Source organism: Rhizobium sp. CC1099 (genome assembly GCF_029714385.1).
Classification (GTDB): domain Bacteria; phylum Pseudomonadota; class Alphaproteobacteria; order Rhizobiales; family Rhizobiaceae; genus Rhizobium.
Window position 1 is genome coordinate 2662943 of the sequence record NZ_CP121641.1, and the last position, 13020, is coordinate 2675962.

13 protein-coding genes are annotated in these 13020 nt (G+C 61.4%); all 13 read right to left on the reverse strand.

The features are described 5' to 3' along the window. Positions 1 to 236 precede the first annotated feature (236 nt). Positions 237 to 1949, reverse strand: coding sequence for an urease subunit alpha (gene ureC / locus QA644_RS13590; RefSeq protein ID WP_022716980.1), 1713 nt, complete (start codon positions 1947 to 1949; stop codon positions 237 to 239). Between the two features lie 3 nt (positions 1950 to 1952). Then, positions 1953 to 2576, reverse strand: coding sequence for a Urease operon accessory protein (locus tag QA644_RS13595; protein ID WP_283072383.1), 624 nt, complete (start codon positions 2574 to 2576; stop codon positions 1953 to 1955). An 11-nt stretch (positions 2577 to 2587) separates the two neighbouring features. Next, a complete protein-coding gene (locus QA644_RS13600; RefSeq protein ID WP_283068960.1) occupies positions 2588 to 3001 on the reverse strand; it encodes a lysozyme inhibitor LprI family protein in 414 nt (137 codons plus the stop codon). A 23-nt stretch (positions 3002 to 3024) separates the two neighbouring features. After that, positions 3025 to 3330, reverse strand: a complete 306-nt coding sequence (locus tag QA644_RS13605) for an urease subunit beta (protein WP_283068961.1) — start codon at positions 3328 to 3330, stop codon at positions 3025 to 3027. 11 nt (positions 3331 to 3341) lie between these two features. Continuing rightward, positions 3342 to 3596, reverse strand: coding sequence for a DUF1272 domain-containing protein (locus QA644_RS13610; protein WP_283068962.1), 255 nt, complete (start codon positions 3594 to 3596; stop codon positions 3342 to 3344). 10 nt (positions 3597 to 3606) lie between these two features. Further along, positions 3607 to 3909, reverse strand: coding sequence for an urease subunit gamma (locus QA644_RS13615; protein WP_024315673.1), 303 nt, complete (start codon positions 3907 to 3909; stop codon positions 3607 to 3609). 22 nt (positions 3910 to 3931) lie between these two features. After that, entirely contained in the window at positions 3932 to 4753 is an 822-nt protein-coding gene (locus QA644_RS13620) for an urease accessory protein UreD (protein ID WP_283068966.1), read from the reverse strand. A 161-nt stretch (positions 4754 to 4914) separates the two neighbouring features. Next, positions 4915 to 5610 carry an urea ABC transporter ATP-binding subunit UrtE gene (gene urtE, locus QA644_RS13625; RefSeq protein WP_039845671.1) on the reverse strand — a complete coding sequence of 232 codons (696 nt, stop codon included), beginning with the start codon at positions 5608 to 5610 and terminating at the stop codon, positions 4915 to 4917. A 221-nt stretch (positions 5611 to 5831) separates the two neighbouring features. Continuing rightward, positions 5832 to 6587, reverse strand: coding sequence for an urea ABC transporter ATP-binding protein UrtD (gene urtD, locus QA644_RS13630; RefSeq protein WP_194727791.1), 756 nt, complete (start codon positions 6585 to 6587; stop codon positions 5832 to 5834). A 6-nt stretch (positions 6588 to 6593) separates the two neighbouring features. Then, entirely contained in the window at positions 6594 to 7757 is a 1164-nt protein-coding gene (gene urtC / locus QA644_RS13635) for an urea ABC transporter permease subunit UrtC (protein WP_283068968.1), read from the reverse strand. After that, positions 7754 to 9373 carry an urea ABC transporter permease subunit UrtB gene (gene urtB / locus QA644_RS13640; protein WP_283068970.1) on the reverse strand — a complete coding sequence of 540 codons (1620 nt, stop codon included), beginning with the start codon at positions 9371 to 9373 and terminating at the stop codon, positions 7754 to 7756. Before urtB ends, urtC begins: the two co-directional genes overlap by 4 nt. A 120-nt stretch (positions 9374 to 9493) precedes the next feature. After that, positions 9494 to 10786, reverse strand: coding sequence for an urea ABC transporter substrate-binding protein (gene urtA, locus QA644_RS13645; protein WP_074069277.1), 1293 nt, complete (start codon positions 10784 to 10786; stop codon positions 9494 to 9496). A gap of 251 nt (positions 10787 to 11037) precedes the next feature. Then, positions 11038 to 12936, reverse strand: a complete 1899-nt coding sequence (locus QA644_RS13650) for a phosphatase PAP2 family protein (RefSeq protein ID WP_283068973.1) — start codon at positions 12934 to 12936, stop codon at positions 11038 to 11040. Positions 12937 to 13020: the final 84 nt, after the last annotated feature.

Genomic DNA, 13020 nt, shown 5'->3' on the forward strand with positions numbered 1-13020 from the left:
TGTTGTATTGGTTTGTCGCGCCGAATGGACGCCGCAGCAAGCAAAATCGATAGCCTCCAATATAAATCCAAGCAATTGAAAATAAAAGGTTATTATAAATCGAAAGGATTCCGGCATCTCAAACGGAAGCGACCGTTGCTCGCGACAAATTTTCATCGCTTTATACAACCGTATGATGAGCAATTTTGATATGGCGCTTTAAGAGCGCCGGCTGAGAAGCCGGCGCTCCTGGTGCCCTAAAAGAGGAAGTAGCGCTGCGCCATCGGCAGCACGGTTGCCGGTTCGCAGGTGAGCAGTTCGCCGTCGGCGCGCACCTCGTAGGTTTCCGGATCCACCTCGATATGCGGCGTCAGGCTGTTGTGGATCATCGATGCCTTGGAGATGCCGCCGCGGGTGTTCTTGACCGCAACGAGGTCCTTGGCGACACCCAGCCTTCCCTTCAGCCCGGCATCGAGCGACGCCTGGGAAACGAAGGTGACGGAGGAATTGGTGAGGCTCTTGCCGTAGGAGGCAAACATCGGCCGATAATGCACCGGCTGCGGCGTCGGGATGGAGGCGTTCGGATCGCCCATAGGTGCAGCGGCAATCGAGCCGCCGAGCAGCACCATGTCCGGCTTCACGCCGAAGAAGGCGGGATTCCAGATGACGAGGTCGGCGCGCTTGCCGACTTCAATCGAGCCGATCTCATGGGAAAGGCCATGCGCAATCGCCGGATTGATCGTGTATTTGGCGATGTAACGCCGGACACGGAAATTGTCATTGTCGCCCTTTTCTTCCTTCAAACGGCCTCGCTGGCGCTTCATCTTGTCGGCCGTCTGCCACGTGCGGATTGCCACCTCGCCAACACGGCCCATGGCCTGGCTGTCCGACGAGATGATCGAGAAGGCGCCGATATCGTGCAGGATGTCTTCTGCTGCGATCGTTTCCTTGCGGATGCGGCTTTCGGCAAAGGCGATGTCTTCCGGGATCGACGGCGACAGGTGATGGCAGACCATCAGCATGTCGAGATGTTCGGCGATCGTATTGACCGTGTAGGGCCGCGTAGGATTGGTGGAAGACGGGATGACGTTCGATTGGCCGCAGATCTTGATGATGTCCGGCGCGTGGCCGCCGCCTGCCCCTTCCGTGTGAAAGGCATGGATCGTGCGGCCCTTGATGGCGCCGATCGTGTCTTCGACAAAGCCGCTTTCGTTTAGCGTGTCGGTATGGATCATCACCTGCACGTCGTATTGGTCGGCAACCGTCAGGCAGCAGTCGATCGCGCCGGGCGTCGTGCCCCAGTCTTCGTGCAGCTTCAGCGAGGTGGCGCCCGCAAGCACCATTTCCTCGAGCGCGCCGGGCAGCGATGCATTGCCCTTGCCGGCGAAGGCAAGGTTCATCGGGAAGGCGTCGGCCGCCTCGATCATCCGGGCGAGGTGCCACGGGCCGGGCGTGCAGGTCGTCGCCAATGTGCCATGCGCTGGGCCGGTGCCGCCGCCGAGCATGCAGGTGAGACCGCTCATCAGCGCTTCTTCGATCTGCTGCGGGCAGATGAAGTGGATGTGGCTGTCCATCCCGCCGGCCGTCACGATCTTGCCTTCGCCCGCGATCGCCTCGGTGCCTGGTCCGACGATGATATTGACGCCCGGCTGCGTGTCCGGGTTGCCGGCCTTGCCGATCGCGACGATCCGTCCGTCCTTGAGGCCGATATCGGCCTTCACGATGCCGGTATGATCGACGATCACCGCATTGGTGATGACGGTATCGACCGCACCGTTGGCGCGCGTCACCTGGCTCTGCCCCATGCCGTCGCGGATCACCTTGCCGCCGCCGAACTTCACCTCTTCGCCATAGGTCGTGAAATCTTTTTCGACCTCGATGAAGAGCTCGGTATCGGCGAGGCGTACCTTGTCGCCAACGGTCGGGCCGAACATGCTGGCATAGGCGGCGCGGGAAATCTTGTGGGGCATATGTCAGGCTCCTTGGGAGGAAGAAAGAGACGTATCGGCAGGATGGCGCGTCAGCCGGCCATTGGCGATGTAGCTGTCGACAAGCTGCCTTTCGGCGGCGAAAGGATGCCACTGCCAGCCGGAATGACTGAAGCCGGCAAGGCCGATCTCGACCTCCGGAAACCTGCGGAAGGTCGCGGCAATCGCAATCATGCCGCTGCTCGGAACGACATAAGGCGCGGGATCAAAGGTAGCCAGGGCGTCATCGACTGCTTCATGAATCACTTTCTCAACGACTATATGTTCCTTGCCAGCGTCCTTACAGAAGACGTTGAAGTGACTCGTATAATCGTCACAGAAGTCGTCGAGCTCCGGATGCGAAACGGCGAGCGGCGCACGCAAGACGGTGAATTTTTCGGGATCGCGGACGCTCCAGATTTCCGAGGCCTCCATGACGGCCGGGTGCGTCCGCCACGTATCCGAACCCAACATCGCCTTGGCCGGGCGCCCGGTGTTGCAGACGGCTACGACGTCGGTGCGGCCGGGGCTTGCGGCATAGGAGCGGCATTCGTTGAAACGGATGACGAAGTCCGCAGCCGCGATTGCCGCTGCTCCCTCCTCGCTGATTTCCCCATTGCCGACGATCATGATCTTGCCGCTCACCTCAGTCCCACCGCGTCGGAAAGCTCTTTGAGCTGCTTGGTGCGTTCATCGCTCAGGTCGGCACGGCAACCTGCGACCAGCATAGGCTCCATCGTGCCGCCACGCGCCTGGAAGCCGTAAGCCTCGCACTGGGCGTCCCGATAGGAAATCCAGGCGCGCTGCGCGGTTAGCAGCGCTTTTTCGGCTCCGCGATCCTTCTCGTCCAGATCCTTGTCGGTCGCCGCGAGCGCTGCGCGCGTCTTCTTCCACTGCTCGTTGAGCGCCGTGTCGGCCGCCTCGTATCGGGACTGCTCGCAGAAAGTCATGTCGGCCTGCGTCTTCGGGTTCTTGCAATCCGGCTCCTGGGCCTGCGCGGCACCAGCCACGATCATTCCCGCCGCAGCACCGGTCAGGTACAAATTCAACCGCATCGATTTCCTCCCGGTTTTTCTTCTCAGAGCTTGCCCATCACGAGCTGGCGGAAGCCATAGACCTCACGCTTGCCGGAGAGCGGGATCAGCGTCACGGAACGCGTTTGACCCGGCTCGAAACGCACGGCCGTGCCCGCCGGGATGTCGAGGCGCATGCCCTGCACCTTGTCGCGATCGAAGGAGAGGCCGGCATTTGTTTCGGCAAAATGGTAGTGGCTGCCGACCTGCACCGGGCGGTCGCCAGTGTTCGAGACTTCAATGGTGACGGTCGGTGCACCGGCGTTTAATTCGATGTCGCCGCTTGCGGTAATGATTTCGCCTGGGATCATCTTAATTTTCCTCACGCCGCCTTCACGGGCACGCAGCCCTCGGCCTTCAAGATACGTTTCGTCGATGCCGGATATTTGGCGAGCATGGCGGCCGGACGCACCGGGCGGCAAGTGAACTCACCGCCGCAATTGGGGCATTGCCCCCGGAGCACATCGCTTGCACAATCGGCGCAGAAAGTGCACTCGAAGGTGCAGATCATCGCCTCGCGGCTTTCCGGCGGCAGATCCCTGTCGCAGCATTCGCAGTTCGGACGAAGTTCGAGCATTGCGACCTCCTCAGCGGATCGGTTCGTGGACGGTGACGAGCTTGGTGCCGTCCGGGAAGGTCGCTTCCACCTGCACATCATGGATCATCTCGGCGACGCCCTCCATCACCTGATGCCGGCCGATGACATGAGCGCCCGCTTCCATCAGTTCGGCGACCGGGCGGCCGTCACGCGCGCCTTCCACGACAAAGTCGGTGATCAGCGCGATCGCTTCGGGATGATTGAGCTTCACGCCGCGTTCCAGCCGGCGCCTCGCCACCATCGCCGCCATGGAGATCAGCAGCTTGTCTTTTTCTCTCGGAGTGAGGTTCATCGTCCATCCATCTGCTTTGAAACTAGAGATTCCAGACTTTCGGCACAGGCGCACCGTTGCGCAAGGCGGAAATAACCGGAATCAGGATTTTTCTGAGGGCAAAGCCGTCAGCGGCTGCAGCGCGCACGACGAGCTTGCCGTTCCAAGCGCTGGCGCCTGCCGCATGTCCGCCGAGCAGCGGGCGCACGCTCGCGAGATAGGCTTCCGCAAGCGGCCCGGCATAGAGCAACGTTGCAAAAGCCACCTGTCCGCTGAGGACGGGCTGGCGAGCAGTCAGCGCGCCGATGGCGCCATCAAGCCGCAACTCCTCGGCATGGATCAGCTTGCCAGCGCGGCGAATCCGCCAGCGATCACGGAAAAGGCCGGTCTCCATCTTCTCGCCCATCGCCTTGCGGCCGAGCAGGATCGCCTCGACGGCCAGGAACTCCGCCGTCTCGTCGAGATCGACGTCGAGGCGGCGGAATAGCGAGGCGCGATCGAACAGGATCGTCTCCTGCGGCAGCCAGTCGACCCGTGCATTCGCGCCGGCCTCGATCGTTGTCGTGACTTCGGCCGTTCCAGCGGATGCCTTGTAGATCTTCTCGCAGGCCTGTGTCGTCACATCGATACGCGTGGTTGGACCTGCAACGACGCTCCAGTTCATCTGGTCGCCACCGGTCAACCCGCCCGCCGTATTGATGATGACCGCCTCCATGGAAGCATCGAAAGTCTCCGGGAGGCGTATTTTGGCGGCACCTTCCTGATAGAGTTCGTGGATGCGCGCCCGCCCGTCCAGCAGCTTCGCGGCCAGGTGCCCGCCCCCCTGTGCCCTTTGTGGCCTGGTGATTGCCGCCGCGATCGTCATTCCATCCCCTGGTGCCTTTACCGTTTGCCCGGCCGTTCTCATTCAATGCCGCAAATAATTGAAAGCAAGCAATTTTTATGCCGCCTGCCGATCTTGAAGGAACGGCGGCAGACACGGTTGCCCAGAACATGGAAGCTGCCTTGGAAAGCGGCATATGCCGCTCAGACGGTCAGGTGGCGCCTGGCCTCGGGCGTATCGAGCGTTTCCGCCAAACCCTCGTGGACGATCTCGCCGCGGTCCATGATGTAGACATAGTCGGCAAGCTCACGGCAGAAGTCGAGATACTGCTCCACGAGCAGGATCGCCATGCCGGTCGAGTCGCGCAGATAGCGGATTGCCCGGCCGATATCCTTGATGATCGACGGCTGGATGCCTTCCGTCGGCTCGTCCAGTACAAGGATCTTCGGCCGCGTCACCATGGCCCGACCGATCGCCAGTTGCTGCTGCTGCCCGCCGGAAAGATCGCCGCCGCGACGGGACAACATCGACTTCAGCACCGGGAAGAGGCTGAAGATATCGTCGGGGATGTTGCGGTCGCGGCGGCCAAGCGGAGCAAAGCCGGTTTCGAGGTTTTCCTTGACGGTGAGCAGCGGGAAAATCTCGCGCCCTTGCGGCACATAGCCGATCCCCTGCTTGGCGCGCGCATAAGGCGGCAGGCCGTTCAACGCCACGTCATTGAAGCTCACGGTTCCGGCCGACAGCAGATGCTGGCCGGTGACGGCGCGGAGAAGAGAACTCTTCCCCACGCCGTTCCGCCCCAGCACGCAAGTGATCTTACCCATCTCCGCCTTGATCGAGATGCCGCGCAACGCTTGTGCGGCGCCATAGTGCAGGTTTGCGTTTTCGACTGTCAGCATGAGACCGCCTCCTGGCGCGTTGCGGGTTCAAAGGCCCCTCCCCAACCCCTTCCCACAAGGGGCAGTGGCTGACTGGGAGCGACCGTCTTGCTTTCCATCAACCCATGCAAAAGCGGGTAATCATGGCAATGAGGGAACGACCCGGTTAGACCCCTCCCCCTTGTGGGAAGGGGTTGGGGAAGGGTCAGCGCTCTGCCAACGACAAACAGATCAATCATCCCTCACCGCCCCAAATAATTCTCGATCACCTTCGCATCGGAACTCACGAAATCGATCGACCCTTCGGCAAGCACGGAGCCTTCCGCCAGGCAAGTCACCTTGACGCCGAGGTCGCGGATGAAGCCCATGTCGTGCTCGACGACGACGACCGAGCGAGTCTTAGCGATTTCCCGGAGCAGGATCGCCGTCTCCACGGTTTCGGCATCCGTCATACCGGCAACCGGCTCGTCGACCAGCAACAGCTTCGGCTCCTGTGCGAGCAGCATGCCAATCTCCAGCCATTGCTTCTGCCCGTGAGACAGACTGGCTGCCAGCTCGTCGCTACGATGCGTCAGCCGCACGGTCTCGAGGATTTCCTCGATGCGCGCCTTGTCGTCGGACGAGAGGCGATAAAAGAGCGTCGGAAAAACGCCGCGCTTGCGATTCAGCGCGAGTTCCAGATTGTCCCAGACCGTATGGCTTTCGAAGACTGTCGGCTTCTGGAATTTGCGGCCTATGCCGAGCTGGGCGATATCGGCTTCATCTTTCTTGGTGAGGTCGATCTCGCCGTTGAAATAAACCTCGCCCTCATCCGGCCGCGTCTTGCCGGTGATGATGTCCATCATCGTCGTCTTGCCGGCGCCGTTGGGGCCGATGATGGCGCGAAGCTCGCCAGGCTCGATGACGATCGAAAGCGAGTTCAGCGCTTTGAAGCCGTCGAAGGAAACCGAGACGTTGTTGAGGTAGAGCACGCTGTTGGGTTTGATATCCGGGATCATAGCCGCTCACTCCGCTGCCTGGATTTTTGCATCGACGCCTTCTTCCTGAAAAGCAGGCGGCGCGGTTTCCGTCCTCGGCTTCTTCTTGCCGAGGTATAGGGCGATCGTGCCGACGATACCTTTCGGCAGGAACAGCGTGACGGCAACGAAGAGACCGCCGAGCGCAAAGAGCCAGAACTCAGGAAAAAGGCCGGTGAAGATGGTTTTGCCGCCATTGACCAGAATCGCCCCGATGATCGGACCAATCAGCGTCGAGCGGCCGCCGACGGCCGTCCAGATGACGACCTCGATGGAGTTTGCCGGTGCGAATTCTCCGGGATTGATAATGCCGACCTGCGGCACGTAGAGCGCACCCGCAATACCCGCCATCATCGCCGAGACGACAAAGGTGAAGAGCTTGAAGTGTTCGACGCGGTAGCCGAGGAAGCGCGTTCTGCTTTCCGCATCGCGCACACCGACCAGCACCTTGCCGAACTTAGAACGCACGATGGCCGAAGCAATCAGCAGCGACAGCGCCAGGAGGCTTGCGGTCGCGGCGAAGAGTGCTGCGCGCGTTGCGTCGGCCTGCACGTTGAAGCCGAGGATGTCCTTGAAGTCGGTCATGCCGTTATTGCCGCCGAAGCCCATGTCGTTGCGGAAGAAGGCAAGCAGCAGCGCATAGGTCATCGCCTGGGTGATGATCGAGAGATAGACGCCGTTGACCCTGCTCCGGAAGGCGAACCAGCCGAAGACGAAGGCGAGCAGCCCAGGCACCAGCAGCACCATCAGCGCTGCAAACCAGAACTGGTCGAAGCCGTACCAGAACCAGGGCAGTTCTTTCCAGTTCAGGAACACCATGAAGTCGGGCAGGATCGGGTCGCCATAGACGCCGCGCGACCCGATCTGGCGCATCAGATACATGCCCATCGCGTAACCGCCGAGCGCGAAGAAGGCGCCGTGACCGAGCGAAAGGATGCCGCAGAAGCCCCAGACGAGATCGAGGGCCAGGGCCAGCAGCGCATAGGTCAGGTATTTGCCGAACAGCGCCATGATGTAGGTCGGGATATGCAACGGGTTCGCCGGACCTGTCATGAGGTTCAGAACCGGCACCAGCACGGCGACCATGAGCAAAACGGCGATGGCAATGGAAATCTTGCGATCGAGAGACCGGAGAAGGAAGGCCGTAATCATGCTTCCACCGCCCTTCCTTTGAGTGCGAAGAGCCCGCGCGGACGCTTCTGTATGAAGAGGATGATGAGGACGAGCACGAGGATCTTGCCGAGCACTGCGCCGGCGAAGGGCTCCAGGAACTTGTTGACGACGCCGAGCGACAACGCACCCACCAGCGTGCCCCAAAGATTGCCGACGCCGCCGAAGACCACGACCATGAAGCTGTCGATGATGTAGCTCTGTCCAAGGTTCGGCGAGACGTTGTCGATCTGCGAAAGCGCCACACCCGCCATGCCGGCGATGCCGGAGCCGAGCGCGAAGGTGAAGGCATCGACCCAGCCGGTGCGGATGCCCATGGACGACGCCATTCGGCGGTTCTGCGTGACCGCGCGCATTTGCAGGCCGAAGGCAGAGCGCTTCAGGAGCAGCAGTAAAGTCACGAAGACGATCATTGAAAAGACGATGATCCACATGCGGTTCCAGGTGATCGACAGCCCGCCGAGTTCGAAGGCGCCGGACATCCAGCTTGGATTGCGCACTTCGCGATTGGTCGGGCCGAAGATCGTGCGAACCGCCTGCTGCAGGATGAGGGACACGCCCCATGTCGCCAGCAGCGTTTCGAGCGGGCGGCCGTAGAGATAGCGGATGACCATGCGCTCTATGACGAGGCCGACGAAGCCGGTGAATAGGAAGGCCGCCGGAATCGCAATCACCAGCGAATAGGTTGCGAGCTCGGGAAAGTTCGATGCGACATGTTCCTGCACGACGTAGGTAGTGTAAGCGCCGATCATCACCATTTCGCCATGCGCCATGTTGATGACGCCCATGACACCGAAGGTGATGGCAAGCCCGATTGCCGCGAGCAGCAGCACCGAGCCGAGCGACAGGCCGTACCAGACGTTCTGCACGATATCCCAGAGCGCCAGATTGCGCTTGATACCGGCGATATTGGCCTCGATGCCGGCCTTCAGGTCGTCGGGTGCAGTCTCCATCGCGGTGGTCAGGATGGTGAGCGCATTGCGGTCGCCGCGCGCCGCGATTGTATCGATCGCCGCCTTCTTGTCTTCGGCGCTGACATCGCTCTTGAGCATCATGACGGCGCGGGCCGCTTCCATCGTGTTCTTGATTTCGGCATCCTTTTCATCGGCGAGCGCCGAGTTCAGAAGCTCGAGATTGGAAGGGTCGGAATCCTTCAGCAGCCCTTGAGCGGCGGAAAGCCGTGCGGAACGGTCCGGGCTCAGCAGCGTCAGCGTGCTCATGGCGCTGGCGATCACGCCGCGCAGGGAATTGTTGATCTTGACCTTGGACATGTAGTCCGGATCGATATCGGCGACAGCCTCGCGGGTGATCGGGTCGGAATAGGTCGGCTCGTCGTCGGAGCCACCCTGCAGGAGAACGGGGCCGCCCTCTTCGGAATTCACGTAAAGCTGGCCGTCACCCAGCTGCTGCAGGATCTGGCCGACATGCGGATCTCCTGAAGCCACAAGAGCCTTGATGGCAGCCTCGCGCTCCGAAAACCCGCCGGCGCCGAGTGCATCGACAAGGGCGTGGATATCGTCCTGCGCCTCGAGCGCCGTGGCGAACGCCGGCAGGGCAAGGCAGATCGTCAAAAGGAAAATCTTGATGGCGCGAAACATGGGGCTCTCTCGCCTGGCTTGTCGTTGGCCTTGTGGGCAGCAATCGCTCGGGACGGAGCTTCCGCCCGGACAAGGGATCCGGACGGAAGGCTTCAGGCAGTCAACGGATCGGGTTCGTACTCAGGAGCCCTTGCCGCCGCACTTGCCCGTTGCAACGTTGAAGTTGCCGCAGTTCATGGGCTTGCGCCAATCGGAGATCAGGTCCTTGGAGTCCGGCAGGAAGTCGGACCATTCGTCGCCGACGACGGCTGACGTTTCCTGGACGATTTCGAACTGGCCGTCAGCCTGGATTTCGCCGATCAGCACCGGCTTGGTGATGTGGTGGTTCGGCATGACGGTGGCATAGCCGCCGGAGAGGTTCGGAACCGTGGTGCCGATGATGCTGTCGAGAACCTTGTCGGTATCGGTCGTTCCGGCAGCCTGAACAGCCTTAACCCAGGCATTGAAGCCGATATAGGCGGCTTCCATCGGGTCGTTGGTCACGCGCTTGTCGTTCTTGGTGAAGGCGTGCCATTCCTTGATGAACTTCTTGTTGGCCGGGCTTTCGACCGACTCGAAGTAGTTCCAGGCTGCGAGGTGACCGACGAGCGGCTTGGTGTCGAGACCGGCAAGCTCTTCCTCGCCGACCGAGAAGGCGACAACCGGGATGTCGGTTGCCTTGATGCCCTGGTTGCCGAGTTCCTTGTAGAAGGGAACGTTGGCGTCGCCGTTGATGGTGGAGACGACGGCAGTCTTCTTGCCGGACGAGCCGAATTCCTTGATCTTGGAGACTTCCGTCTGCCAGTCGGAGAAGCCGAACGGCGTGTAGTTGACGATGATGTCTTCCTTCGGAATGCCCTTGGATACGAGGTAGGCTTCCAGGATCTTGTTGGTGGTGCGCGGATAGACGTAGTCGGTGCCTTCAAGCACGAAGCGCTTTACGCCTTCCTTTTCCATCAGGTAGTCGACGGCCGGGATCGCCTGCTGGTTCGGAGCAGCGCCCGTGTAGAAGATATTGCGCGAAGACTCTTCGCCTTCATACTGAACCGGGTAAAAGAGCAACGAGTTCAGCTCTTCGAAAACCGGCAGGACCGATTTGCGCGAAGACGAGGTCCAGCAACCGAAGACGGCCGCAACCTTGTCCTTTTCAATCAACTCGCGTGCCTTTTCGGCAAACAGCGGCCAATCGGAGGCTGGATCGACGACAACCGCTTCGAGCTTCTTGCCGAGAAGGCCGCCCTTCTTGTTCTGCTCATCGATGAGCATCAGCATGGCGTCTTTCAGCGTCGTTTCGGAAATGGCCATGGTACCGGAGAGCGAATGCAGAACGCCGACCTTGATCGTGTCGTCGGCGGCAGCGGCTCCGTGGAAGGCGGCTGACGCCGCCATGACGACGCCAAGCGCGGCGCCCGTTACATAGGACTTGAGATTCATCTGGTTGAACTCCCCTCTTCTTGTTCCGCAACAGGCCGGAAACGGAGATTAACTGTTGCTTAAAGAACTATCGGGGGCTGCAGCGCAAAACCGTATACGCAATATGACGTAGAGGTGGGGGCGAAATGGGCAGGTCGGCGCGAGACGCGGCGGAGATTTGGACCCTCCCCGTAAGGGGAAGGTCTTCAGCGTCACCGCTGCCATGCAGCCGTTGAGGCGCAGGTTAAAAACCGAATGGCCCGATGTTTAGCCTAGCTGTTACCCTCGATGGTCAGCGTCACCCCGGTCGGGCCGTAGGCAACGCTTGCCTTATGGCCCTCGACGGTGACGTTCCCGAAGGTCCCGGTGACGGAACCCGCCTTTAAGAACTCGATCTTCGTTCCCGGCGCCGGCGCATAGCCATCGGCAAGCGTCACGCGAAGCTCGCCGGAAAGCGCCGCCTTGCCCTTGACGATGAGCCCGCCCTTGCCGTCTTCTCCGAGCGTCGGCTTCATCGCGGCGTTGGTGCGCTGGCGGTAGTCGCCGCCGATGGTCACGGGCCTTTCGGCAGCCAGAATGAGCGAACCGCCATCGACCGCCAGATCGCCGTTGCCGAAGGCTGTCGGCGACAGGGCCGCCAAAGCCCCCTCCTCCAACACCGTGCCGCCTGCATAGCTGTTGGCGCCGGAAAGCCCGAGGATGCCGCTGCCGCGCTTGACGAGCCGGCCCTTGCCACCGATGGCGTTCTTCCAAGTATCCAGCTCGTTGAAGCCGCCTTTGGCTGCGTCCATCGTCACCGTCACGTCATCCGCAAAGGTGCCGTAGCCGTCGGCGGCGGCAAAAAAGTTGAGGCGGCCGTAGCCTTCCGCGTCGTCGAGCAGCGGATAGCCCGAAGCGATCTCGGTTGTCTTCAGCACATCGCGGCGCTGCTCGGCATCGAGATAGGGCAGACGCGTTTCGAGAAGCACTTCGGCGCCTTTCGGCACGCGCGGCGGCTGGTCGGTTGCGTCGATCGGCGCGAAACCGTAGGACAGGCGTTCAAGCACATAGGCGCTGTTCGCGCTGCTGTCTGCGAAGCGGTCGTTGGCAAGCGGCGCCGCATGCGCCAAGGCGTCAAGACCGGCCTCGCCCGTCGCGCCGCTCTTGGCGGCGAGCCAGGACTGCGCCTGGCGGTAAGCATCACGCTTCAGTGCGGCGTTCTCCGGCTTGTTGAGGTTGTAGACAACCGTCGCGGTGGCCAGCATGCGGCCGCCCATGACGTCGAGCGGCGAGTGCATGCCGGCAAGGATGCGGCTCTCGCCCATTTCGCTGGCGCGCGTCAGCATTTCCTGAAAGCGTTGCGGCACGAGATAGGCCATGGCGAGTGCATCGCGCCAGGCTTCCGCCGCATGCCCGCTGGGGAAACCGCCGTCTTCGGCCGGCTTGCCGCTCTTGGCCGGCTCCAGCATCGGGAGGACCACCACGTCCTGGGTCCAGCGGTAGGGACGCGCATATTTGAAATAGCGTTTGGTAGGCTCAGTTGAGCCGTCGTCGCTCGCCGCGTTGATGAGATCTACCGCAAGGCCCAGATCCGGATTCGCCGCCATCTTGGTCTTCTCGTCCGCTTTGCTGCCGAGTCCGCGATTGTTGCCCTTGTCGTCGTACTTCACTGTCGTCGCGTCGGCGGCAACCTCGGTGATCGTCGTCGTCTGCTTTGACCCGGCCTTCCAGGCATCCGTCAGCGGCCCGAGACCATCGACAATGCTGGCATTCTTGCCGCGCCGGTCGTCGAGATAGGCGGCGATGGCCTGCTGCGCGGTGCGCGCACGGGTCACCTTGACCACATAGGCGATATTTGCGTGGTGAACCGCCTGGTTGGCGATATGGCCGTCGGTCGGGCTGAAGGGAATGCCGTCCCAATCGGACTTGGCAACGGCCGGGCAATTGTCCTTGGCCGGTGCCTCGACACCCGCATCGACGAACGGCGTGCGCGGCGTCCAGATCTTCAAAAAGCCGGAGAGAAGCTCGATGGCGGCATTGCTGTTAGCCGTCGAAAGGCAGGCATCGCCGCGCTTGTTGGTGACGCCGGCATCGACATAGGCCGGCGCCGACTGGGCACTCGCAAGCGACGGCACGACGGTGATGAGAACGAGGAGCGCGGTGGTCAACCGGCGATGGCGCAACACAGACATAGTGGATTTCCGAATTTTTAGGAAGGAATGCCGGAGTGGTAGGATTTGGCTGTGACAGACGCGTTTCAAAAATATGGCTGTTCT